Genomic DNA, 23,175 nt, shown 5'->3' with positions numbered 1-23,175 from the left:
AGGAAGCGGAGGGAACCCCGCCGGTTTTCCTCCCGTCATCCCCCAGGGGGAAGAGGTCCGGCGTCCGCCGTAGGAGTGACACAAGGCGGACCTCGCTCGTTTAACAGCCAGACGGTTCACAGGATCCGCACACTGGGGGCGAACGATGAAGGTCCCGACTCAGCCGACGGTCTCCGTTGTCCTGCCTGTCTACAACGCCATGCCCTACCTGCGGCTGACGCTCCGTTCGATCGAGCAGCAGACCGTGGGCCTGGACGCCCTCGAGGTCGTCGCCGTGGACGACGGCAGCACCGACGGCAGCGGCGAGGTGCTCGACGAGTGGGCAGCCCGGCACCCGGGGCGGGTGAAGGTCGTGCACCAGCAGGCCTCCGGCGGCCCCAGCCGGCCGCGGAACGTCGGGCTCGACCACGCCACCGGCCGGTACGTGTTCTTCGTGGACGGCGACGACTGCCTCGGCCCCGAGGCGCTGGAGCGGCTCGTCGCCATGGCCGAGCGGAACGGCTCCGACACCGTCCTCGCCAAGCTGGTCGGGGTCGGACGGCGGGTGCCCAAGCAGGTGTTCGCGAAGAACGTCGACCGGGCCGACCTGTCCCAGGGCGACGTCTACTACACCCTCATGCCGTTCAAGCTGTTCCGGCGCGAGGTCATCGAGCGGCACGGGCTGCGCTTCCCCGAGCACATGCGGATCAGCGAGGACCAGCACTTCGTCGCCCGCGCCTATCTGCACAGCAAGGTCATCTCGATCGTCGGCGACTACGACTGCTACTACGTGGTCAAGCGGGGCGACGACGGCAACATCACCGCCCACGGGATCGAGTTCGAGACCGCCCTCCGGCAGGCCGCCGAGATGGTCGAGCTGGTGAAGGGGCTCACCGGGCCCGGGCCGCTGCGCGACCACCTGGTCGGGCGGCACGTCAACGTCGAGATGATCCGGCGCTTCGACCAGGGCTTCCTCGACGCCGACGCCGACACCCGCAAGCTGCTCGTCGAGCTCGCCCGGCCCTTCGCCCGGGAGTGGATCGGGCCGGGCGTCCTCGCCCGGATGCCCGTCCAGGAGAAGCTGGTCGCGCACTGCCTGCGGGAGGGGCTCGTCGACGAGCTCGCCGAGGTCGTCCGCTGGCAGCTCGCCGGACGGCCCGGCAAGGCGCTCGTCCGGGACGGGCGGATGTACGCCGCCCCGCCGTACCCGCCGGCCGACTCCCCCGCGTACGAGGAGCTGTGCGAGATCACCGGCCAGACGCTCGGCGCCAGCCCGCGCCGCCGGGTCGACCGGCTCGCCTGGCGCGGCACCGTGCTCGACCTCTCCGGATACGCCTACCTCGACCAGGTCGACACCGACGACCTGGTCACCGAGGTGGTCCTGCGGCACACCGCCACCGGCCGGGAGCTCGCCGTCACCGCCGAGCAGACCCCCTCGCCGCACCTCACCGTGAGCCGCGGCAAGGAGACGTACGACTACGGGCGGGCCTGCTTCCGGGCCTCCGTCGACCTGGCCCGCGCCGACGACGGCGGTCCGCTCCCCAAGGGCGACTGGCAGCTCTCCCTGCGCTGCACCGCCCACGGCCTGACCGCCCGCGGCGCGCTGGGCAACGCCCTGGGCGGCAAGGTCAGCAAGCGGGCCGACGAGCACGCGCTCGCCCTGCCCGGCGCGGCCAAGCGCCTGCACACCGTGCGCGTCGGGCCCAGCGGCGGCGAGCTGCTGCTGCGGCTGCGGCCCGCGCCTTCCGCCGTCTCCGCGTACGCGGTGAGCTTCGGCTGGAAGGCCGCGCGGGCCGTCCGCTCCCGGATCAACTGGAAGTGACCGGGCCCCCCCTCGCCGTCCGGGCCGGCACCGGCTCCGTCGGCCGGGGGAGCCGGCGGGGGCGGTGGTGCGGGCGGCGTCGGCGGGGCCGTGCCGGCCGGCTTCCCGCCCGGCTCCTCCGCCAGGAACTCCACCACCGCGAAGGCGAAGAGGAGGGCGAGCGCCAGGCCGACCACCACCCAGCCGGTGGGGTACGACCAGAGGACGTACGCGAGCACCGCGGCCGCCACCAGCACCCAGGTGATCCACGTGCGGTAGCGGCCGAGGAAGGGGCCCACCGGGCCGGTGCGGAAGCCCGCGTGGTCGGCGCTCGTCCGGGCCCCCGAGACGCCCGAGTGCCACACGCCCCGCACGAGGAGGGCGTACTTCCCGGAGCCGGAGAGCCAGGCGGCCAGCGCGACGACCACGCCGAGGACCGCGACCATCCGCACCGAGGTGCGCAGGTAGCGGATGAGGATGTCGTAGACGGAGCCCGCGGCGGCCGGGGAGACCCCGTCGGGCAGGTTGTTGAGGTAGACCGTGCGGAAGACGGTCAGGCCGATCCCGAGGACCAGCGCCCCGGCGACCACGCCGAGGGCCGCGGCGACCAGGCTGCGGCGCCGGTGGGCGGCGAGCAGGACGCCGCCCGCGACGAACAGCACGGCGATCACCGGCAGCCAGAAGCCCATCTTCTGCAGGAGCGCGAAGCCGGTCTTCGCCTTCCCGATGTCGTCGGCCTGGACGAGGGTGAAGTCGGTGTGGACCTCGGGGATCTTGGCGGCCACCGTCAGGCCCGAGTCGACCAGCCGCTGCTTGACCTGGTCGACGACCGGACCGAGGTCCAGCGTCACCGTGTTCTGGTCGATCTTCACCGCGCCCTCGTCGCTGCCGGTGAGGGCCCGGTCGAGGGAGGTGTGGACGGCCCGGTTGGCCTCCTTCCAGATGTTCTCGAACTGGTCGGAGGCCACGACGTCCTGCGCCTTGTCGTGGACGAAGCTGCCGACGGCGCCTTCGAGGGAGTCGCCCAGCTTGCCCAGGGCCTTCTCCAGGACCGGGCGCTGCTCGGGGGCCACTCCTTCGAGGAGGTCCTTGAGGTCGATGCGCGACATGACCTCGTTGGTGACCCGGGTGGCGACGGCCGCCTGCACGTCCGCGTCGGAGGCCAGCGGGGCGACCGTGGCGACGTAGCGGTCGGTGTCGCCGAGCAGGTCCGCCGTCCAGGCGGCGACCAGGCTCAGCGGGGCCAGGACGCAGCCGATCACGATGAGGAGGGCCGAGAAGAAGGAGCGCACCCGGTGGTGGGCGCGGGCCGGCGGGCGGGCCTTCGCCTCCGCCTCCAGGGCGGCCACCCGGGCGCGCAGCACCGAGAGTTCGTCGTCACCACCGGTCGTCATGGAGCCTCCGGAGTCCGTCCGGTCCCCGCCGGGGGAACCAGGGCCGATCATTCCGATTGTGTGCGGGATGCGGACGTCTGTCGCTCCGGGCTGGTCCGTTTGCGATCATCCGGGCATGAAGCTGCGCTGTGCCGTACTCGACGACTTCCAGGGCGTCGCCCTCTCCTGTGCCGACTGGAGCCCGCTGGACGACCGGGTGGAGGTCCGCGTCCTGCGCGAGCACCTCGCCGACCGGGACGCGCTGGTCGCCGCCGTCGAGGACTGCGAGATCCTCGTGGTGATGCGCGAGCGGACCCCGATCGACGCCTCCCTCCTCGACCGGCTGCCCCGGCTGCGGCTGATCGTCACCTCGGGGATGCGGAACGCCTCCATCGACGTGGCCGCCGCCCGCGCCCGCGGGGTCACCGTCTGCGGCACCGCCAGCGGCTCCGAGCCGCCCACCGAACTGACCTGGGCCCTGATCCTGGGCCTGGCCCGGCAGGTGCACACGGAGAGCCGGGCGATGCGCGAGGGCGGGCCCTGGCAGTCGACGCTCGGCCTGGACCTGTCCGGGCGCACCCTGGGGCTCGTCGGCCTCGGCAAGATCGGCGGCCGGGTGGCGCGGATCGGCCTCGCGTTCGGCATGGACGTGGTCGCCTGGAGCCCGCACCTGACCGACGAGCGGGCCGCCGAGCACGGCGTGCGGCGGGCCGGAAGCCTGCCCGCCCTGCTGGGCGCCGCCGACGTGGTCTCCCTGCACATGGTGCTCTCCGACCGCACCCGCGGTCTGCTCGGGGAGCCGGAGCTGCGGGCGATGCGCCCGGGCGCGTACCTGGTCAACACCTCGCGCGCGGGTCTGGTGGACGGGGCGGCGCTGCTGCGGGCGCTGCGCGAGGGCTGGATCGCGGGGGCCGGGCTCGACGTGTACGAGACGGAGCCGCTGCCCGCCGACGACCCGCTGCGGACCCTGCCGAACGTGCTCGCGCTGCCGCACCTCGGATACGTGACGGAGGCGAACTACGCCCGCTACTTCGGGGAGGCGGTCGAGGACGTCGAGGCGTTCCTGGCGGGGGCGCCGGTCCGCGAGCTGGACTGACCGCGGCGGACACGGGGCCGGACGCGCGTCGGCCCCGTACCCCCGGGGCGGGGATACGGGGCCGGTGACCGCGTACGGGACGCGCGGGCTCAGGCGGCCGGGGCCGGCTGCACCGTCTGCGCCGCCGGGGCGGGACGCGGGGCGAGGAGCCGCTCCGCGAGCAGGCCGAAGGCGAGTCCGAAGACCACCCACAGGCCGGCCTGGATGCCCAGGGTGGCGAGCCGGAACTCCCACAGCACGGCGGCAGGGAAGGACGCCTGCACCGCGTCCTCGTTCCCGGGCAGGAACAGGCACGCGACGGTGACCGCGGCGACGAAGCCCGCGCCCGCCACGACGGTCGCGTTCCAGTTGCCGAGGCGCGGGGCGAGCCTGCGGCCCGCGACGACCGCGGCGACGCCGAGCAGCACGCTCAGCAGGATCATCAGGAAGAACAGCGTCGTGCGTTTCCCGATGGTGTCCGGATTGCCGACGGCCGGCGGGGTCGCCGGGTACTTCAGGAACGGCACCAGGTAGACCGTGGTGAAGGCGGCCGCCGCGACGATCGCCGCGGTCGCCTTCGGGGTGAAGCGGCCCACCCGGCCCAGGACGAAGCAGAACGCCAGGGACGCGATGCCGCCGAGGGCGACGCCGTAGACGAGGACGCCGGTGGCGAGACCGGCCGTGGACTGGAGGTCCCGGCTGACGATCTCCTCCTCCTCGGCGGGCTCCGCGGCCTGCCCGTGGCCCGCGCCATGGCTGTGGGCTGCCGCGTGCTCCGCCTTGGCGGCGGCCTCCTCGACGGCGATCGAGGCGTTGACGGACGGTTCACCCGCGACGTAGGCGACGGCGAAGGCGAAGAGACCGGCGATCAGGCCCGCGAGCATGCCGCGGACGAGGAGCCGGCCCACGAGCGAACCCGTGGGCGCGGCAGGGGTGGGGACGGGGGATGGAGCGGTGGATGACATGTGCGCGGTTGCCCCTCAGTGGCAGGGGAAGCCGAGCAGGTGGCGCCCGTCGTGCACCCACTCGTGGACGTCGCTGCCCGCGAACAGGGCCGTGGCGCCCTGCTCGGCACCGACGAAGTAGAGCGCGACGAGCATCAGGATCCCGGCGAACGCCGCCCACGGGAGCACCGCGCGGACCGGCAGGGAAACCGGAACGGCGATGGACGGGGTGGACGTGACGGCGGGCGACGCGATGGCCTCGGCCATGGTGGAACCTCCTCGGGAACTCGCGTCCCATACGGTGGTGCGCGACGACGGTCGTCGGGTCTGACTCACCCGTCCCGGGGGTGCCGGGGCGGGCTCACAGTGGCGCGACCGTGCCGGGCTTGCACCGGACTTCCGTCTCGCCGTCGTCGTTCTGTGGAATTGACGCCTGACCGTACCGCGCCCGTCACTCCGCGCCAAGGGCGTCCGGGAGGCGGGCCGATGAATTGAGGGATGAATCACCCATGACCGTGCGCCCCCTGACCGTACGGCTCACGCTGGTCGCGCCCGCCATGACCACCGCCCTGCGCGAGGCCAGGTTCGACGACGCCGGGCCGGTCGAGGCGGGGCCGGCGGGCCCGCTGACGCTTCCGGCGGGGGTGCGGGTGGTGAGTTCGCCGTCCGGGCGGTGCCGGGCGACCGCCGCGGCCCTGGGTCTCGACCTCGACTCCGTCGCGTCCGAACCGGCCCTCGCGGGCTGTGCGATGGGCCGCTGGCGGGGCCGTCGCCTCGACGAACTGACCGCGGCGGAGCCGGAGTCGGTGGCTGCCTGGCTCGGCGACCCGGCCGCCGCCCCGCACGGCGGCGAGTCCCTGCGGGCGCTGCGCGAGCGGGTCGCCGACTGGCTGGACGCGCTGGAGCCGGGCGCCGTCCACGCCTTCGCCGAACCGGACGTGATCCGGGCGGCCGTCGCCCACGCGCTGGGCGCGCCCGAGTCCGTCTTCTGGCGCCTGGACGTGCGCCCCCTGCACGCGGTGGAGCTGTCGGGGCGGGCGGGGCGGTGGAACGTGCGGCTGGGAACGCCGGTCGGCTGAGGACGCCGACCGGCTGAGGACGCCTGCCGAGCCGCCGTGGCCGGGGCCTCAGTCCAGGGACGTGCGGGCCAGGTCCAGGAACTCCGCGTCCGTGACGCCCAGTCGGCGTGCCTCCGCCACCAGTTCCCGCAGCCCGTCGACCAGTTGGGCGCGCCCGGGGGCGGCGGCGCCCGGCACGATGACGGCGCCGCGGCCGCGGCGGAGCTCGATCAGCCCCTCCTCGCGCAGCCGTTGGTAGCCGCGCAGCACGGTGTGGACGTTGACGCCGAGGGAGTCGGCGAGCTCGCGCGCGGCGGGCAGCCGCTCGCCGGGGACGGCGCTGCCGTCGGCGAGGGCGCCGCGGACGCAGCCGGCGATCTGGTCGCCGAGCGGGACGGAGGAGGCGGGGTCCACCCGGAAGAGCACGGTCAGGCCCCCCGGCTTCCGTCGCGCGCCACGAGCGCGTTGAGCAGCCCCGCGGCGGTCGCCGCGTCGTCCACGGTGACGACGAACTCCCGCCCGTCCCGGCGCCGTACGGCGAGCGCGGGGCCGGAGCGCAGGATCACGCCGCCCGCTCCGGGGCGGACCCGGTAGCCCCAGCCGCCGAACTCGCCGAGCGGGTCGACGTCCCGGGCCGTGGCCCCGGTGATGTCGTCGAGCGGCACCCGCAGCCGCGGCCGGGCCGCCAGCGCCGGCCGGACGGTGAGGCCGCGCCGGTCGGCGGTCACCCGGACCCGGCTCAGCGCGGCGCCGGGCACCCCGACGGCCAGCGGGATCAGCGCGTACGGCCAGGGGGCGAGGAGGAGGACCACGGGGGCGGCGAGCAGGAAGGCCCCGGCGAGCACGCTCATCGGGAGGGAACCCGCGGTCCGCGCCCAGCCGGCGAGCTCGCCGGCGCCGAGGTCGAGCCGGGGCGCGCCGGCGGTCCCGGGGGCCCGCGGTGCCGGGTCCTCCGGGACGAGCCGGGTGAGCGCCCACCCGGCGAGGGCGACGAGCGCGGCGAGCGCCAGGGCCACGGTCAGTCCGGCGAGCGGCAGCCGGGCCTCGGCGGGGTCGGTCACGTCCAGGTTGCCGCGCAGCGTCAGGGCGAGCATCGCGGCGGCGAACCCGGCGGTCGCCCAGGCACCCCACAGCACGCGGCGCCGGACGAAGAGGGTCCAGCCGGCGCCGAGGGCGGCCAGCAGGCCGGAGCTGACGGCGAGGAAGCCGCCGGTGGCGGTGAATCCGTCGGCGCGGCCGTCACCGCCGAAGTGGGTGGCGAGCCGGTCGGGCAGCCGGTCGCGCCAGAGCGCGAACAGCAGCAGGTCGACGGCGAGCGCGAGCAGGAACGGCAGTGCGGCGAGCAGCCGCAGCCGGGTGGCGGCACGGTTCACAGGATCCTCCCCTGGCTCCCATGGGGCATGACTCTTGCTTCGTCTTGCTTCGACGGGCGACATGTTATTCCTCTTGTTTGCATCCTACTAGAACAATTACCCCCTGGCCGCCCTCGCCGCCGCCGTGACCACCGGGTGCAGCGGCGACGACGCGGCGGCCGCGGTCAAGGCGGCGAAGGACGCGAAGAACCGGTAGGGGCGCGGGAGACGGCACGAGGGCCGGGACCGTGACGTACGGGCGGCGGTGTGGGACGGTGGGCGCATGCCGGTACCCGTGATCCTCGACTGCGATCCCGGACACGACGACGCCTTCAACATCCTGCTCGCCGCGGCCCACCCGGCCGTCGACCTGCTCGCCATCACGACCGTGGCGGGCAACCAGACGGTCGAGAAGACCACGCTCAACGCGCGCCGGGTGTGCTCCGTGGCCGGGATCCACGGCGTCCCCGTCGCGGCCGGCCGGGACCGCCCGCTGCACGCCGGACCGTACGGGGGGCCGCGCGTCGCCGAGAACATCCACGGCGACTCGGGGCTCGACGGGCCGGGCTTCGGCGAGGGCGAGCCGCCCGTGCCGCAGGACCCGCGCGACGCCCTGGCGCTGACCCGGGACATCCTGCTGACCCACCCGGCGCCCGTCACGCTCGTGCCGACCGGCCCGCTGACCAATGTCGCCGCGCTGCTGCTCGCCCACCCCGAACTGGCGGCCCGGATCGAGCGGATCGTGCTGATGGGCGGGTCGACCGGGCGGGGCAACACCACGCCGGCGGCCGAGTTCAACATCCTCTGCGACCCGGAGGCGGCAGACCTCGTCTTCCGCAGCGGGATCCCGCTGACGATGTTCGGCCTGAACGTCACCCACCAGGTCCGCGCCACCCCCGAGGTGCTCTCGCGGCTCGCCGGGCTCGGCACCCCGCTGGGCCGGCTGTGCGTCAAGCTGCTGACCTTCTTCGCCGCGACCTACCGCGAGGTGTACGGCTTCGACGCGCCGCCGCTGCACGACCCGCTGACCGTGGCCCATCTGATCGACCCCTCGCTGGTCAGCCTGGTGCGGGCGCCGGTGGCGGTCGAGCTGGCGGGCACGTACACGCGCGGGGCGACGGTGATCGACCTGGACGGGGTGACCGGCCTCCCGGCCAACGCCGAGGTAGGCATCGAGGCGGACGCGGACCGGTTCTGGGACCTGATCGTGGACGCGGTACGGGTCCTCGGGGAGCGGGCCGGGGCGGCCGGGGGCACCGGAACGAACTGACGAGACGCAGCGTCTTGCGGGATGCGCCCGCACGGCGTACGGTGAGCGCATCGAGCTCGCGAGACGATACGTCTCGTCTTGCAGACTCCGATCACGCACCCCGTGATCCGTCCCTGTCGTCCAGCCCGGGAGACCGCCCTTGTTCCGTGTCCATCTCACCGTGGTCACCAAGCGCTTCGACGACCGGATCGTCCTCGACCGCGTCTCGCTCTCCGTCCGCTCCGGCGAACGGATCGGCGTCGTCGGCGACAACGGCTCCGGCAAGTCCACGCTGCTCCGGCTGCTCGCCGGCCGGGAGCACGCCGACGACGGGGCCGTCACCGTCGAGGCGCCCGGCGGCCTCGGCCACCTCGCCCAGACCCTGGACCTGCCCGGCACCGCGAGCGTCGGCGAGGCGATCGACCTCGCCCTCGCCGACGTACGGGCCCTGGAACGGGCCATCCGCGCCGCCGAGGCCGCACTCGCCCGCACCGGCGACCTCGCCGGAGACCTCGACGGCTACGCCGCCCTGCTCGCCGCCTACGAGGCGCGCGGCGGAGCCGACGCCGACCGGCGCGTGGAGAGCGTGCTGCGCCGGCTCGGCGAACGCGAACCGCTCGACCGCACCCGCCCGCTGGACACCCTCTCCGGCGGCCGGCGCTCCCGGCTCGCGCTCGCCGCGACCCTCGCCGCCGACCCCGAACTGCTCCTGCTCGACGAGCCGACCAACGACCTCGACGACGAGGCCGTCGGCTGGCTGGAGGAGCGGCTGCGCACCCACCGCGGGACCGTCGTCGCCGTCACCCACGACCGGGCCTTCCTCGACCGGGTCACCACCGCCGTCCTGGAGGTGGACCACGAGACCCGCACGGTCCGGCGGCACGGCGACGGCTACGGCGGCTACCTCGCCGGGCGGGCCGCCGAACGGGCCCGCAGGGAACGGGAGTACGCGGAATGGCGGGCCGCGTCCGCCCGCCACGCCGCGCTCGCCGACAGCACCATCGACCGCTTCTCCGCCATCCCCCGCAAGGCGCCCGCCGCCTTCAGCGGCGCCGGGGCCTTCCGGGCCCGGTCACGGGCGCACGGCGCGATGAGCCGCATCCGGGCCGCCCGCGAGCAGCTGCGCCGGCTCGCCGAGAACCCGGCGCCCCGGCCGCCCGACCCGCTGCGGTTCGCCGCCCGGATCGAGGGCCGGGCGACGGCGGTCGACCTCGCGGGCGTACGGGTGGACGGGCGGCTGCGGCTGGACGCCCTGCGCCTGGAGCCCGGCGAACGGCTGCTGGTGACCGGCCCGAACGGCGCCGGGAAGAGCACCCTGCTGCGGGTCCTCGCGGGCGAACTCGCCCCGGACGCGGGCACCGTGAGCGCCCCGGCCCGGGCCGGCCTGCTCCGGCAGGACCCGTCGGGGCGGCTCGCGCGGGACCCGCGCACCCTGGCCGCGGCCTTCGGCGAGGGCCGGGAGGAGGAACTGCTGGGCCTCGGGCTCTTCGCCCCGGCCGACCTGGCCGCCCCGGTCCGGACCCTGTCCGCCGGGCAGCGCCGCCGCCTCGAACTCGCCCGGCTGGTCACCGCCCCGGCCGACCTGCTGCTCCTCGACGAGCCGACCAACCACCTCTCGCCCGGCCTGGTCGAGGAGCTGGAGGCCGCCCTCGCGCACTACCCGGGCACCCTGGTGGTCGTCAGCCACGACCGGCGGCTGCGGGCCGGCTTCCGGGGGCGGCGGGTGGAGCTGGAGCCGTGGGCGGGCGCGTCCGCCCCGGTCAGCGCGTGCGCTTCTTGACGCCGCCGGAGCTCCCGGGACGGTACGGCTTCGCCGAGCGTCCGCCGACCCCGGGGGTGATGCGGACCGTCGAGGGCGTCGCGCCCGCGGTCGGGGCGGCCGGGCCCGGTGAGGCGGGCGCGGTCGTCGGGGACGTCGGGGTCGCCGGCTCCGTCGGAGGCACCGCGGGCGCCGACGTCGTGGGGGGCGCGGACGACGGGGCGGTCGGCTTCGGGGGGCGTGCCCCCGCCGCCCGAGCAGCCGGCCACGGCCAGGCCGAGGCCCAGCACCCACACCGTCGTCACCACTCCGCGGGCACGCACGCCCACCACCCCACCCCAGGTCCGGTCCGCCCGCGCGAGCCGCGGGCGGACCGGATCGTAACTCAGGCCCCGTCGCCGTCCGCGGCGCCTTCGAGGTCGCCCTCGGTCTCCAGGAAGACCTGGCGCAGCGCCGCCAGCGTCTCCGGGTCCGGCTTCTCCCACATGCCGCGGGACTCGGCCTCCAGGAGCCGCTCGGCGATGCCGTGCAGCGCCCACGGGTTGGCCTCCTTGAGGAAGGCCTGGTTCTCCGGGTCCAGGACGTACGCCTCGGTCAGCTTGTCGTACATCCAGTCCGCGACCACGCCCGTCGTGGCGTCGTAGCCGAAGAGGTAGTCGACCGTGGCCGCCAGCTCGAACGCGCCCTTGTAGCCGTGGCGGCGCATCGCCTCGATCCAGCGCGGGTTGACCACGCGGGCGCGGAACACCCGGGAGGTCTCCTCGACCAGCGTGCGGGTGCGGACCGTCTCCGGACGGGTGGAGTCGCCGATGTACGCCTCGGGGGCCGTGCCCTTGAGCGCGCGGACGGTCGCCACCATGCCGCCGTGGTACTGGAAGTAGTCGTCCGAGTCGGCGATGTCGTGCTCGCGGGTGTCCGTGTTCTTCGCCGCGACCGCGATCCGCTTGTACGCCGTCTCCATCTCGGCGCGCGCCGGGCGTCCTTCGAGGCCGCGGCCGTACGCGTAGCCGCCCCACACCGTGTACACCTCGGCCAGGTCGGCGTCGGTGCGCCAGTCGCGCGAGTCGATCAGCTGCAGCAGGCCCGCGCCGTACGTGCCGGGACGGGAGCCGAAGATGCGGGTGGTGGCGCGCCGCTCGTCGCCGTGCTCGGCCAGGTCGGCCTGGGCGTGCGCCCGCACGTAGTTGTCCGCGTCGGCCTCGTCCAGACCCGCGACCAGCCGGACGGCGTCGTCGAGCAGCCCGATGACGTGCGGGAACGCGTCCCGGAAGAACCCGGAGATGCGCAGCGTCACGTCGATGCGCGGACGGCCCAGCTCGTCGAGCGGGATCGGCTCCAGGCCGTTCACGCGGCGCGAGGCCTCGTCCCAGCGCGGGCGGACGCCCAGCAGGGCGAGCGCCTCGGCGACGTCGTCGCCCGCGGTGCGCATCGCGCTCGTCCCCCACAGGGAGAGGCCCACGGAGGTCGGCCACTCGCCGTTGTCCGTGCGGTAGCGCTCCAGGAGGGAGTCGGCGAGCGCCTGGCCGGTCTCCCACGCGAGGCGGGACGGCACGGCCTTCGGGTCGACCGAGTAGAAGTTGCGGCCGGTCGGCAGGACGTTGACCAGGCCGCGCAGCGGCGAACCGGAGGGGCCGGCCGGGACGAAGCCGCCGTTCAGCGCGTGGACGGCGTGGGTGAGTTCGTCGGTGGTGCCGGCCAGCCGCGGGACGACCTGCTCGCAGGCGAAGCGCAGCACCGCGTGCACCTCGGAGCCGTACGCGCCGGCCACGGACGCGATCGCGTCCACCGACCAGTCCGCGGCCTCCATGGCCTCGACCAGCTCGCGGGCCTTCGCCTCCGCCTCGTCGGCGGTGGTGCGGGTGGCCGCCGACTCGTCCAGGCCCAGCGCCTCGCGCAGACCCGGCAGCGCCTGCGTGCCGCCCCAGATCTGCCGGGCGCGCAGGATCGACAGGACCAGGTTCACCCGGGCCTCGCCGGCCGGCGCGCCGCCCAGGACGTGCAGACCGTCGCGGATCTGGGCGTCCTTGACCTCGCACAGCCAGCCGTCGACGTGCAGCAGGAAGTCGTCGAAGCCGTCGTCCTCCGGCCGCTCCTCCATGCCCAGGTCGTGGTCCAGCTTGGCCGCCTGGATCAGCGTCCAGATCTGCGCGCGGATCGCCGGCAGCTTCGCCGGGTCCATGCTGCTGATCTGCGCGTACTCGTCGAGCAGCTGCTCCAGGCGCGCGATGTCGCCGTACGAGTCGGCGCGGGCCATCGGCGGCACCAGGTGGTCGACGAGCGTGGCGTGCACGCGGCGCTTGGCCTGGGTGCCCTCGCCCGGGTCGTTGACCAGGAACGGGTAGACCAGCGGCAGGTCGCCGAGGGCCGCGTCCGGGCCGCAGGCGGCGGACAGGCCGGCGTTCTTGCCGGGCAGCCACTCCAGGTTGCCGTGCTTGCCCAGGTGCACCATCGCGTCGGCGCCGAAGCCGCCGTCCTCGGCGCGGGCGGCGATCCAGCGGTAGGCCGCCAGGTAGTGGTGCGAGGGCGGCAGGTCCGGGTCGTGGTAGATCGCGATCGGGTTCTCGCCGAAGCCGCGCGGCGGCTGGATGAGGACCAGCAGGTTCCCGCGGCGCAGCGCCGCGAGCACGATGTCGCCCTCCGGGTTGCGGGAGCGGTCCAGGAACATCTCGCCCGGGGCCGGGCCCCAGTGCTCCTCCACCTGCTCGCGCAGCTCCGCCGGGAGCTCGGCGTACCAGCGCTTGTAGTCGGCGGCCGGGATGCGGACCGGGTTGCGGGCCAGCTGCTCCTCGGTGAGCCAGTCCTGGTCGTGGCCGCCGGCCTCGATCAGGGCGTAGATCAGCTCGTCGCCGTCGCCGGAGACCAGGCCGGGGATCTCCTCGGCCGGGCCGAAGTCGTAGCCCTCCGCGCGGAGCCGGCGCAGCAGGGCCACGGCGGAGGCGGGGGTGTCGAGGCCGACCGCGTTGCCGATGCGGGAGTGCTTCGTCGGGTACGCGGAGAGGACCAGCGCCAGCTTCTTCTCGCCGTTCGGGATGTGCCGCAGCCGGGCGTGCCGGACGGCGATCCCGGCGACGCGGGCGGCGCGCTCGGCGTCCGCCACGTACGCGGGCAGGCCGTCCTCGTCGATCTCCTTGAAGGAGAACGGGACGGTGATGAGCCGGCCGTCGAACTCCGGTACGGCGACCTGGCTGGCCGCGTCCAGCGGCGACAGGCCCTCGTCGTTCTCCTCCCACGCGGCGCGCGAGCCGGTCAGGCACAGCGCCTGCAGGATCGGCACGTCGAGCGCGGCGAGCGCGCCCGCGTCCCAGGCCTCCTCGTCGCCGCCGGCCTGCGCCTCGGCCGGCTTGGTGCCGCCGGCCGCGAGCACGGTGGTGACGATCGCGTCGGCGCCGCGCAGCTCGTCGAGGAGCTCCGGTTCGGGGGCCCGCAGCGAGGCCACGTACAGGGCCTTCGCGCGGGCGCCCTTCGCCTCGATCGCGTCGCACAGGGCGCCGACGAAGGCGGTGTTCCCGCTCATGTGGTGGGCGCGGTAGTAGAGCACGGCGACGGTCGGGCCGTCGGTGACGGAGGCGGTGCGCTCCAGCGGGCCCCAGGTCGGGGCGGCGGCGGGCGGCTCGAAGCCGTGGCCGGTCAGCAGCACCGTGTCGGAGAGGAAGCGGGCCAGCTGGCCGAGGTTGCCCGGGCCGCCGTGCGCCAGGTAGGCGTGGGCCTCGGTGGCCACGCCGACCGGGACGGTGGAGGCCTCCATCAGCTGGGCGTCGGGGGCCTGTTCGCCGCTGAGCACCACCACGGGCTTCCCGGCGGCCAGGACCGTGTCCAGGCCCTCCTCCCAGGAGCGCAGGCCGCCGAGGAGGCGGACGACGACGAGTTCGGCGCCGTCGAGCAGCTCGGGCAGGTCGGCCAGCGGCAGCCGGGCGGGGTTGGCGTACCGGTACTCCACCGGGCCTTCGGCGGCGGCGTTCGCCGCGCGGGCGCTGAGCAGGTCGGTGTCGGAGTGCGACAGCAGCAGGAGCATGGCGAGCTCAGGCCCTTCCTCGGGGTTGTCCGCGCCCCGGGTGGTCGTATGGACGGCGGGAGTTCCTGACTCACCGGCCCGGGACGCGCCCGGACCGGCTCACAGTGGCGGGACCGCGCCGGATTCTCACCGGGCTTCCTCCCCGGGGTCCTGGGACCCCATGCCGCTTGCATCCTAGATCGTTCGCCGTCCCGTCGGGGGGTGGACCGGGGTCGGGCGGATCACACCCCGTGGGGCGGGGTGCGGGGCGGGTGCGGGGAGAGCTTCGCGACGGGGCCGCCGAGTGCCGCGCCGCGCGTTGCGCGGTGCGCTCCGCGGCGGGCTTCGCGCCAGGTGGGGGCGGACCCGGCCGTGGGTATGCTCGCCGCCATGTCGGCCACCCCACGCACCTCGCCCGAACCGGGCGAACCTCTCATACGGGACCGCGGCGACGCCTGTCCGGGTGCGCTGCGACTGCACGCGGCGGATGACGGGCGGCTCGCCCGACTCCGGCTGCCCGGAGGTCTGCTGACGGAGCCTCAGGTCCTCGCGCTGGCCACGGCGGCCGAGGCCCTCGGGGACGGCAGCGTCAGCATCACCTCGCGCGGCAACGCCGAGCTGCGCGGGCTCGGCGAGGACTGCGGCGCCGAGCTGGCCGCGCTCCTCGACCGGGCCGGGCTGCTGCCCTCGCCCACCCACGAACGGATCCGCAACATCGTCGCCTCGCCGGCCGCGGGCCTGGACGGACTCGGCGGCGCGGACGTGCAGTTGTGGGCACGGGAGCTGGACGCCCTGCTGTGCGCGCGGGAGTGGACGGCGGCGCTTTCCGGACGCTTCCTGTTCGTCCTCGACGACGGGCGGGGGGACGTCGCGGGCCTCGGCGGGGATGTGACCTTGCTCGCAGCGGCACCGGCCGCGGCCACGGCCCCGCACGCCCTGCTGCTCCTGGGCGGCCAGGCCTTCCGGGTCGCCGCCGACGAGGCCCCGCGCGCCGCGCTCGCCGCCGCCGACGCCTTCCTGCGGGCCGCCGCGGCCGCCGGGAACGGGGCCTGGCGGGTGCGGGAGCTGCCCGAGGGGTGCGTGCCCGACCTGGCGCAGGCCCTGGCGCGCGCCGGGCTCGCCGCGGAGCCCGTCCCCGGCCCCGTACCGCCGCTGCCCCGGGGCACCCCGCCGCTCCCCGGGCCGCTCGGGCCGGACGCCCTGTACGTCCTCGCGCCGCTCGGCCGGCTGACCGCCGCCCAGCTGCGGGCGCTGCTCCCGGCCCGCGAGGTGCGGTTCACGCCCTGGCGCGGTGCGGTCGTCGCCGCACCGCCCGGCCGGCCCGCCGAGCCGACGGGTCCGACCGGACCGACCGGACCGACCGGACTGACCGGACCGACCGGACTGACCGGACCGACCGGACCGGCCGAGCCGACTCGTCTGGCCGGGCTGGCCGCGGCCGGCCTGATCACCCGGCCCGACGCCCCCGGCACCGGCGTCGGCGCCTGCACCGGGCGGCCCGGCTGCGCCAAGTCCCTCGCCGACGTGCGGCGGGACGCGGCCCTCGCGCCGCCGGGGCGGCTGCCCGTGCACTACTCCGGGTGCGCCCGCCGCTGCGGACACCCGCACGGCGCCTGGGTGGACGTCCTCGCCACCGGGGACGGCGCCTACCTGGTGGACGGCGTCCCCACCCCCCGTACCTCCCTGTCCGAAGCCGTCGCGGCGGCCCGCGGCCCGGCGACACCCACGAGATGAGCGAGAACAACAGGATGTTCGAGTACGAGAAGGACGGGGCGGAGATCTACCGCCGCTCCTTTGCCACGATCCGCGCCGAGGCGGATCTCGCGGGCCTGCCCGCCGACGTCGCCACGGTCGCGGTGCGGATGATCCACGCCTGCGGCATGACCGACCTCGTGCGGGACATCGCCCACTCCCCCGGCGTCGTGGCCTCGGCCCGTGCCGCCCTGCGCGCGGGCGCGCCGATCCTGTGCGACGCCCAGATGGTCGCCAGCGGGGTCACCCGCAAGCGGCTGCCCGCCGACAACGACGTGCTCTGCACTCTCTCCGACCCGGCGGTGCCCGGGCTCGCCGCGGAACTGGGCACCACCCGCTCGGCCGCCGCGATGGAGCTGTGGCGGGACCGCCTGGAGGGCTCGGTCGTCGCCATCGGCAACGCGCCGACGGCGCTCTTCCACCTCCTGGAGATGATCGCGAAGGGCGCGGGGAAGCCCGCCGCCGTGCTCGGCATCCCGGTCGGCTTCATCGGCGCCGCCGAGTCCAAGGACGCGCTGGCCGCCAACGACCTGGGCCTGGAGTACCTGGTCGTCCGGGGCCGGCGGGGCGGCAGCGCCATGACCGCGGCGGCGCTCAACGCCCTCGCGCACGAAGCGGAGATCCAGAAGTGACCTCAGTGACCGGAGAAGCGACCGGAAACGCGACCGGAAAGCTGTACGGGGTCGGCCTCGGCCCCGGCGACCCGAACCTGATGACGGTCGCCGCGGTGAAGGCCATCGCCGGCGCCGACGTCGTCGCGTACCACTCGGCCCGGCACGGGCGGTCCATCGCCCGCTCGATCGCCGCCGAGCACCTGCGCGAGGACCACATCGAGGAGCGGCTGATGTACCCGCTCACGGTGGAGACCACCGACCACCCCGGCGGCTACCGGGGCGCGCTCGACGACTTCTACGAGGAGGCCGCGGCCCGGCTCGCCGCCCACCTCGACGCGGGCCGCACGGTCGCCGTCCTCGCCGAGGGCGACCCGCTGTTCTACGGCTCGTACCAGCACATGCACAAGCGGCTCGCGCACCGCTACGACACCACCGTCATCCCCGGCGTCACCTCCGTCAGCGCGGCCGCGGCCCGCCTCGGGGAGCCCCTGTGCGAGGCCGAGGAGGTGCTGACGATCGTCCCCGGCACGCTGCCGGAGGACGAGCTGACGGCGCGCCTGGCGGGCACCGACTCGGCGGTCGTGATGAAGCTGGGCCGCACCTTCCCCACGGTCCGGCGGGCCCTGGAGCGGGCCGGCCGGCTGGAGGACGCGCGGTACGTGGAGCGCGCGTTCATGGCGGGCGAGCGCACCGGCCGCCTCGACGCGATCGACCCGGACTCGGTCCCCTACTTCTCCGTCGCCGTCCTCCCCTCCCGCATCGACGCGCAGCCGCCGGTACGGGAGCGGGGCGAGGTCGTCGTCGTCGGCACCGGTCCGGCCGGGGCGCCCTGGCTGACCCCCGAGTCGCGCGGCGCGCTCGTCAACGCCGACGTGCTCGTCGGCTACACCACCTACCTCGACCGGGTCCCGGTGCTGCGCGCCGGGCAGATCCGGCACGGCTCGGACAACAAGGTCGAGTCGGAGCGGGCCGAGTTCGCGCTCGACCTGGCCCGGCGCGGCCACCGCGTCGCGGTCGTCTCCGGCGGCGACCCGGGCGTCTTCGCCATGGCGACCGCCGTCCTGGAGGTGGCCTCGGAGGAGCGCTACGCCGACGTGCCCGTCCGCGTGCTGCCCGGGGTGACCGCCGCCAACGCGGCCGCCGCCGCGGCGGGCGCGCCGCTCGGCCACGACTACGCGACCCTCTCCCTCTCCGACCGCCTCAAGCCCTGGGACGTCATCGCCGGCCGCCTGCGCGCCGCCGCCGAGGCGGACCTGGTCCTCGCGATCTACAACCCGGGCTCCAGGTCCCGCACCCACCAGGTCGCCGCCGCCCGCGAACTCCTCCTGGAGCTCCGCGCACCCGACACCCCGGTGGTCGTCGCCCGCGACGTCGGCGGCCCCGAGCAGTCGGTCCGCATCCTGACCCTGAAGACCCTGGACCCGTCCGAGGTCGACATGCGCACCCTCCTCCTCATCGGCTCCTCCCAGACGCAGGTGACCGAGCGGGGCGACGGCCGGACGATCGCGTGGACGCCGCGGCGCTACGGATAGGGGCGGAGGGACCTCGGGACGTCCGGACGCGTGGTCACCGTCCGGACGCCCCCGCTACCGGCTGAACGTCCCCAGCCCCTCCCCGTCCAGGTACTCCACGGTGAACGACGTCCCGTCCGGGGTGAAGGTGACCCCGGTGCGGCCGACGGCGTTCTCGCCCGCGGTCTCGAAGCTGAAGGTGTCGCCGGCGTAGTGCGTCAGCGGGTACGACTGGGGTTTCGGGCCCAGGTGGAGGGTGAGGGTGCCGTCCGTGGCGGCGGTGATCTCGGCGGGGCCGTAGTAGGCGTTCCGGTACGTGCCCGTGTACGTGCCGGCCGCCTGCGCGGGCGCGGCGCCGGACGGCGGGTGGGCGTAGTCGGTCTTCGAACGGCCCTCGTCCGCCTGCTGTTCGTACAGCGCGTCCACGAGGGGGATCCAGTCGCGGGTGGGCTGCCCGTGCTCGGCGATGTCGAAGAAGTCGAGGGCGACCGCGTCGGCGACGCCGGCCGGGGCGGTGTTGGTGAGGACGACGATGCCGAGGTCCTCGCCGGGCAGCATCGTGACGTTGGTGTGCGCGCCGAGGGCGAACGCCCCGGTGTGCGAGAGCTTGAGGCGGCCCGCGTCGTCGTAACTCACGTTCCAGCCCAGGCCGTAGAAGCCGGTCCGGGCGGCCGGGGCGTGCGGCGGGTTGGAGATCGCCTCGGGCCAGTGGGTGCGCTGCAGGGCCTCGGCGTCGATGATCCGGCGCCCGTCCAGCGTGCCGTCGCCGAGCTGCAGCTTCAGCCAGGTCGCCATGTCACGGGCGGAGGAGCTGACCCCGCCGGCCGGGGACTGGGCGTCCGGATCCCGGACGTACTGCGCCTTCCACGTGCCGTCGGCCGCCTTCACGTGCCCGTAGGCGCGGTCCGGGGCGTTCGCGTAGTCCGCGAAGAGCGAGCTCGTGTGGTCCATGCCGGCCGGCCCGTACAGGGTGTCGGCGGCCAGCTTCTCCCACGGCACGCCCTTCTCGTCCGCCACCGCCTGCGCGGCGGCCGTCAGGCCGAAGTTGGTGTACGCGTAGCTCGCCCGGAACGGGGCGAGGGGCTCGTAGCGCAGGTGGGACAGGATGTACGCCCGGTCGTAGCCGAGGTCTTCCAGGAGGTCCCCGGCGTGGTCCGGGAGGCCGCTGCGGTGCGAGAACAGGTCGGCGGCGGTCACGTGCGAGGTGACCCACGGGTCCTTGAGGTGGAAGTCGGGCACGTTCGGGGCGACGGGCTTCGCCCAGCCGTCGACGCCGACGGCCCCGGCGACCACCGTGGAGGCGATCGGCTTCGACACGGACGCGAGCTGGAAGACGGTGTCGGCGTCGACCGCGGCCTTCTCGCCGGCCTTGCGCACGCCGTACCCCTGCAGCTTGACCACCTTGCCGTCGTGGACGACGGCGACGGCCACGCCCGGCACCCCGGTGCGCTTCATGGCCGCCTCGACCACCCCGTCCAGCCGGTCGACGGCCCGCCGCACCTCCGCGTCGTCGAGCTGGGGTGGCGGCTGCGCCGGGGGCGGGGAGGGCCCCGGGGCCGTGGCGCCGAGGAGCGCCGTCAGTCCCGCCGCGGCAAGCCATCGAACGGTACTCATCTCTCCATTGAAGGACCTGCGGCCCGGTCTGTCGCGCGCGGACCGAGGGCCCGGACCCACCCGGCCGCCTCCTCCGGCGTCGCCGCCACCGGCACGCCCTCCGGGACCGGCGGTCGGCGGACGACGACGACCGGGACGCCCGCCTCGCGGGCGGCGGCCAGTTTGGGGGCGGTCGCGGCGCCCCCGCTGTCCTTCGTGACCAGGACGTCGATCCGGTGCCGGGCGAGCAGCTCGCGCTCCCGGTCGAGGGTGAACGGGCCGCGTTCCAGGAGGAGTTCGGTACGGGCGGGCATCGGCGCCTCGGGGGCGTCGACGGACCGGACGAGGAACCACTCGGGGCGGTCGGCGAAGGCCGCGAGCCCCATCCGGCCGGTGGTCAGGAACACCCTGCCGCCGAGGCCGCCGAGGGCCTCGGCGGCCTCCGCCAGCGAGCCCACCTCGTGCCAGCGGTCGCCGTCCACCGGGACCCAGCCGGGACGGCGCAGCGCGAGCAGGGGAACATGGGCGGTGGCGGCCGCCCCGGCCGCGTTGAAACTGATCCGCTCGGCGAAGGGATGGGTGGCGTCGATGACCGCGTCCACGGCGTGCTGCCGCAGCCACGCGGCCAGCCCCTCCGGCCCGCCGAACCCGCCGACGCGCACCTCGCCCGCCGGCAGCCGCGGCGCGGCGACCCGCCCGGCGAGGGAGCTGGTGACCCGGAGGCGTCCGCCGTCGGGACCCGCGGCGCTGTCGGCCCCGTCGGCCCCGTCAGCCCCGACGAGGAGCTCGGCGAGGAGCCGGCCCTCGGTCGTTCCCCCGAGAATGAGTACGTGCATGGGAGTCCATCCGTGAGTGCGGCGAGTTCCGGCGGCGGGCGCGAGGCCCAACTCAAGCACACCGGTCTGCGCCCCGGCTGGACGACCGGTGCCTGCGCGACGGCCGCGACGACCGCCGCGTACACGGCGCTGCTCACCGGCGAGTTCCCCGACCCGGTGACCATCACCCTGCCCAAGGGCCAGACGCCGTCCTTCGCGCTCGCCGTCGAGGAGCTGGGCCCGGACGGCGCGATGGCCGGGGTGGTGAAGGACGCGGGCGACGACCCGGACGTCACCCACGGCGCGCTGATCCGCTCGACGGTGCGGCTCCTGCCGCCGGGCTCGGGCGTCGTCTTCCGGGCGGGTCCCGGGGTCGGCACGGTCACCCTGCCCGGCCTGCCGCTGGAGGTCGGCGAACCGGCGATCAACCCGGTCCCGCGGCAGATGATGCGCGACCACGTCGCCGCGGTCGCGGCGGCGCACGGCGGGAGCGGCGACGTCGAGATCACGATCTCCGTGGACGACGGCGCGGAGATCGCCCGCTCCACCTGGAACCCGCGGATCGGCATCCTCGGCGGCCTGTCCGTGCTCGGCACCACCGGCATCGTCGTCCCCTACTCCTGCTCGGCCTGGATCGACTCCATCCGCCGGGGCGTCGACGTGGCCCGCGCGGCCGGACTCACCCACGTGGCGGGCTGCACCGGCTCCACCTCGGAGAAGACCGTCACCACGCTGTACGAGCTGCCGGAGATCGGCCTGCTCGACATGGGCGACTTCGCGGGCGCGGTGCTCAAGTACGTGCGCCGCCACCCCGTGGACCGGCTGACGATCTGCGGCGGCTTCGCGAAGCTCTCCAAGCTCGCCGCCGGCCACCTGGACCTGCATTCGGCCCGCTCCCAGGTCGACAAGCCCTTCCTCGCCGACCTCGCCCGCACCGGCGGCGCCTCGGACGCCCTCGCCGCCGAGATCGCCGGCGCCAACACGGGCCTCGCCGCCCTCCGCCTCTGCGAGTCCGCCGGCGTCCCCCTCGGCGACCTCGTCGCCACCCGCGCCCGCGACGAGGCCTTGGCGGTCCTGCGGGGCGCGCCGGTGGCGGTGGACGTGGTGTGCATCGACCGGGCGGGGGTCGTGGTGGGCCGCTCGGAGACGGCGGGACCGGAAGACAGGGCCGAGAGGTCCGCGAAGCCCTGAGGGCCGCCGCCCTCCAGCAGCCGCTCGCCGATGTCGTCCGCCCAGGACTGGGCCCACCCGCGCAGGGGGGCGGGGGCCTCGGCCTCTACCGGGTCCGGCTGGAGGGTCTCCGCCTGAGGAGTGGCAACGGCCTTCCCGCTCCGGGCTCGGCACGGCGTCGAGCATCGCCCCGACAGCCGACGTGCGCCCCCCTCCCCCCGAACCTAGGCTTACCAGGGCAAACCCCCGCAGAATCCCCACCAGACCGGGAGGAACGCCATGTCGAAGCGAGGCAACAAGCGCCGGGCGCGGAAGAAGAAGGGCGCGAACCACGGCAAGCGGCCCAACACCTGAGGCCGCTGCCGGTGGCCCCGGGGCCGCTCAGCAGGTGTGGCGGTCCCGGGCCGGGTCGTACAGGTGGCTGTCGCGGAACTCCGAGGCGGCCAGGGTGCGGCCCACGATGATCACGGCGGTCTTGGTGATGCCCGAGGCCTTCAGCTGGTCCGCGATGTCCGCCAGGGTGCCGCGCAGGACGACCTCGTCCGGGCGGCTGGCCATCGCGACGACGGCGGCCGGGCAGTCCTGGCCGTAGTGCGGGACGAGCTCGGCGACGATCCGGTCGGCGTAGCGCGCGGCCAGGTGCAGGACCAGGAGCGCGCCGCTGCGGCCGAGGGTCGCCAGGTCCTCGCCCTCCGGCATGGGGGTGGCCTGCTGGGCGATGCGCGTGAGGATGACGGTCTGGCCGACGGTCGGGACCGTGAGCTCCCGCTTCAGGGCCGCGGCGGCCGCCGCGAAGGCCGGGACGCCCGGCACGACCTCGTAGGGGATGCCCGCCGCGTCCAGGCGGCGCATCTGCTCGGCCATGGCGCTGAAGACGGACGGGTCGCCGGAGTGCAGCCGGGCCACGTCCTGGCCGGCCTCGTGCGCGGCGGCGATCTCGGCGACGATCTGGTCCAGGTCCATGCGGGCCGTGTCGACCAGCTTCGCCTCCGGCGGGCACTCGGCGAGCAGCTCGGTGGGGACGAGCGAGCCGGCGTAGAGGCAGACCCCGCACTTCGCCAGGGTCCGCGCGCCGCGCACGGTGATGAGGTCGGCCGCTCCGGGGCCCGCGCCGATGAAGTAGACGGTCATGTCGGTGT

General features: G+C 75.3%; 18 protein-coding genes and 1 riboswitch. Of the genes, 10 read left to right on the top strand and 8 right to left on the bottom strand.

The features are described from left to right. Positions 1-145: 145 nt before the first annotated feature. On the top strand, positions 146-1,801 hold the full coding sequence (locus ABD981_RS21235; RefSeq protein WP_123955229.1) for a glycosyltransferase family 2 protein: 1,656 nt from the start codon (positions 146-148) through the stop codon (positions 1,799-1,801). A 1,488-nt stretch (positions 1,802-3,289) separates the two neighbouring features. Continuing rightward, entirely contained in the window at positions 3,290-4,249 is a 960-nt protein-coding gene (locus ABD981_RS21225) for a D-2-hydroxyacid dehydrogenase family protein (protein ID WP_046912165.1), read from the top strand. Positions 4,250-4,338: 89 nt separating this feature from the next. Here ABD981_RS21225 and ABD981_RS21220 read toward each other — a convergent pair whose 3' ends face one another. Both ABD981_RS21220 and ABD981_RS21215 read right to left on the bottom strand, forming a co-directional pair. Then, positions 4,339-5,193: a CbtA family protein gene (locus ABD981_RS21220; RefSeq protein ID WP_123955230.1), complete on the bottom strand. Its 855-nt coding sequence runs from the start codon at positions 5,191-5,193 to the stop codon at positions 4,339-4,341. 15 nt (positions 5,194-5,208) lie between these two features. Continuing rightward, on the bottom strand, positions 5,209-5,439 hold the full coding sequence (locus tag ABD981_RS21215) for a CbtB domain-containing protein (protein WP_046912166.1): 231 nt from the start codon (positions 5,437-5,439) through the stop codon (positions 5,209-5,211). A 242-nt stretch (positions 5,440-5,681) separates the two neighbouring features. On the opposite strand from ABD981_RS21215, the gene ABD981_RS21210 reads away from it, so the two are divergent. Next, positions 5,682-6,251, top strand: coding sequence for a histidine phosphatase family protein (locus tag ABD981_RS21210; protein ID WP_382748450.1), 570 nt, complete (start codon positions 5,682-5,684; stop codon positions 6,249-6,251). Between the two features lie 48 nt (positions 6,252-6,299). Here ABD981_RS21210 and ABD981_RS21205 read toward each other — a convergent pair whose 3' ends face one another. Together ABD981_RS21205 and ABD981_RS21200 are read right to left on the bottom strand one after the other, a co-directional pair. Beyond that, positions 6,300-6,656 (bottom strand): GntR family transcriptional regulator, encoded by a 357-nt coding sequence (locus ABD981_RS21205; RefSeq protein ID WP_046912167.1) that lies wholly within the window; start codon positions 6,654-6,656, stop codon positions 6,300-6,302. A 2-nt stretch (positions 6,657-6,658) separates the two neighbouring features. Continuing rightward, positions 6,659-7,603 (bottom strand): DUF1648 domain-containing protein, encoded by a 945-nt coding sequence (locus tag ABD981_RS21200; protein ID WP_046912168.1) that lies wholly within the window; start codon positions 7,601-7,603, stop codon positions 6,659-6,661. 262 nt (positions 7,604-7,865) lie between these two features. Between ABD981_RS21200 and ABD981_RS21195 the strand changes: the two genes are divergently transcribed. Beyond that, positions 7,866-8,852 carry a nucleoside hydrolase gene (locus tag ABD981_RS21195; protein ID WP_046912169.1) on the top strand — a complete coding sequence of 329 codons (987 nt, stop codon included), beginning with the start codon at positions 7,866-7,868 and terminating at the stop codon, positions 8,850-8,852. A 139-nt stretch (positions 8,853-8,991) separates the two neighbouring features. After that, positions 8,992-10,611 carry an ABC-F family ATP-binding cassette domain-containing protein gene (locus tag ABD981_RS21190; protein ID WP_046912170.1) on the top strand — a complete coding sequence of 540 codons (1,620 nt, stop codon included), beginning with the start codon at positions 8,992-8,994 and terminating at the stop codon, positions 10,609-10,611. Between the two features lie 364 nt (positions 10,612-10,975). Here ABD981_RS21190 and cobN read toward each other — a convergent pair whose 3' ends face one another. Then, a complete protein-coding gene (gene cobN / locus ABD981_RS21185) occupies positions 10,976-14,602 on the bottom strand; it encodes a cobaltochelatase subunit CobN (protein ID WP_046912172.1) in 3,627 nt (1,208 codons plus the stop codon). Positions 14,603-14,642: 40 nt separating this feature from the next. Next, positions 14,643-14,782, bottom strand: a riboswitch (cobalamin riboswitch). Between the two features lie 189 nt (positions 14,783-14,971). Between cobN and ABD981_RS21180 the strand changes: the two genes are divergently transcribed. The 3 genes from ABD981_RS21180 to ABD981_RS21170 are packed head-to-tail and all read left to right on the top strand — an operon-like array spanning position 14,972 to position 18,479. Then, complete coding sequence (locus ABD981_RS21180) at positions 14,972-16,315, top strand: cobalamin biosynthesis protein CobG (RefSeq protein ID WP_345530143.1); 1,344 nt, start codon at positions 14,972-14,974, stop codon at positions 16,313-16,315. Beyond that, on the top strand, positions 16,312-16,965 hold the full coding sequence (locus ABD981_RS21175; RefSeq protein ID WP_123954721.1) for a precorrin-8X methylmutase: 654 nt from the start codon (positions 16,312-16,314) through the stop codon (positions 16,963-16,965). Before ABD981_RS21180 ends, ABD981_RS21175 begins: the two co-directional genes overlap by 4 nt. Beyond that, on the top strand, positions 16,962-18,479 hold the full coding sequence (locus ABD981_RS21170) for a precorrin-2 C(20)-methyltransferase (protein WP_046909395.1): 1,518 nt from the start codon (positions 16,962-16,964) through the stop codon (positions 18,477-18,479). The genes ABD981_RS21175 and ABD981_RS21170 overlap by 4 nt, the downstream gene beginning before the upstream one ends. A 54-nt stretch (positions 18,480-18,533) precedes the next feature. On the opposite strand, the gene ABD981_RS21165 is transcribed toward ABD981_RS21170, so the two are convergent. Then, positions 18,534-20,072, bottom strand: a complete 1,539-nt coding sequence (locus tag ABD981_RS21165) for a serine hydrolase (RefSeq protein ID WP_046909394.1) — start codon at positions 20,070-20,072, stop codon at positions 18,534-18,536. After that, positions 20,069-20,887, bottom strand: coding sequence for a cobalt-precorrin-6A reductase (locus ABD981_RS21160; RefSeq protein ID WP_046909393.1), 819 nt, complete (start codon positions 20,885-20,887; stop codon positions 20,069-20,071). Before ABD981_RS21160 ends, ABD981_RS21165 begins: the two co-directional genes overlap by 4 nt. 12 nt (positions 20,888-20,899) lie before the next feature. Here ABD981_RS21160 and ABD981_RS21155 point away from each other — a divergent pair, with 12 nt between their 5' ends. Both ABD981_RS21155 and ABD981_RS38935 read left to right on the top strand, forming a co-directional pair. Beyond that, complete coding sequence (locus tag ABD981_RS21155) at positions 20,900-22,057, top strand: cobalt-precorrin-5B (C(1))-methyltransferase (RefSeq protein WP_046909392.1); 1,158 nt, start codon at positions 20,900-20,902, stop codon at positions 22,055-22,057. 258 nt (positions 22,058-22,315) lie between these two features. After that, positions 22,316-22,390 carry a 50S ribosomal protein bL37 gene (locus ABD981_RS38935; protein ID WP_372460710.1) on the top strand — a complete coding sequence of 25 codons (75 nt, stop codon included), beginning with the start codon at positions 22,316-22,318 and terminating at the stop codon, positions 22,388-22,390. Between the two features lie 27 nt (positions 22,391-22,417). On the opposite strand, the gene cobM is transcribed toward ABD981_RS38935, so the two are convergent. Then, positions 22,418-23,167, bottom strand: coding sequence for a precorrin-4 C(11)-methyltransferase (gene cobM, locus ABD981_RS21150; protein ID WP_046909407.1), 750 nt, complete (start codon positions 23,165-23,167; stop codon positions 22,418-22,420). Between the last annotated feature and the right edge of the window lie 8 nt (positions 23,168-23,175).

Origin of the sequence: Streptomyces showdoensis (genome assembly GCF_039535475.1) — a bacterium.
GTDB lineage: Bacteria > Actinomycetota > Actinomycetes > Streptomycetales > Streptomycetaceae > Streptomyces > Streptomyces showdoensis.
Note: the sequence above shows the minus strand (reverse complement) of the source record. Positions and strands in the feature narration are given on the sequence as shown.

What these genes read in the sequence shown, in the direction of transcription:
- ABD981_RS21235 (WP_123955229.1), top strand. Translation starts at nt 146, where the DNA reads ATGAAGGTCCCGACTCAGCCGACGGTCTCCGTTGTCCTGCCTGTCTAC.
- ABD981_RS21225 (WP_046912165.1), top strand. Translation starts at nt 3,290, where the DNA reads ATGAAGCTGCGCTGTGCCGTACTCGACGACTTCCAGGGCGTCGCCCTC.
- ABD981_RS21220 (WP_123955230.1), bottom strand. Translation starts at nt 5,193, where the DNA reads ATGTCATCCACCGCTCCATCCCCCGTCCCCACCCCTGCCGCGCCCACG.
- ABD981_RS21215 (WP_046912166.1), bottom strand. Translation starts at nt 5,439, where the DNA reads ATGGCCGAGGCCATCGCGTCGCCCGCCGTCACGTCCACCCCGTCCATC.
- ABD981_RS21210 (WP_382748450.1), top strand. Translation starts at nt 5,682, where the DNA reads ATGACCGTGCGCCCCCTGACCGTACGGCTCACGCTGGTCGCGCCCGCC.
- ABD981_RS21195 (WP_046912169.1), top strand. Translation starts at nt 7,866, where the DNA reads ATGCCGGTACCCGTGATCCTCGACTGCGATCCCGGACACGACGACGCC.
- cobN (WP_046912172.1), bottom strand. Translation starts at nt 14,602, where the DNA reads ATGCTCCTGCTGCTGTCGCACTCCGACACCGACCTGCTCAGCGCCCGC.
- ABD981_RS21180 (WP_345530143.1), top strand. Translation starts at nt 14,972, where the DNA reads ATGTCGGCCACCCCACGCACCTCGCCCGAACCGGGCGAACCTCTCATA.
- ABD981_RS21175 (WP_123954721.1), top strand. Translation starts at nt 16,312, where the DNA reads ATGAGCGAGAACAACAGGATGTTCGAGTACGAGAAGGACGGGGCGGAG.
- ABD981_RS21165 (WP_046909394.1), bottom strand. Translation starts at nt 20,072, where the DNA reads ATGAGTACCGTTCGATGGCTTGCCGCGGCGGGACTGACGGCGCTCCTC.
- ABD981_RS21160 (WP_046909393.1), bottom strand. Translation starts at nt 20,887, where the DNA reads ATGCACGTACTCATTCTCGGGGGAACGACCGAGGGCCGGCTCCTCGCC.
- cobM (WP_046909407.1), bottom strand. Translation starts at nt 23,167, where the DNA reads ATGACCGTCTACTTCATCGGCGCGGGCCCCGGAGCGGCCGACCTCATC.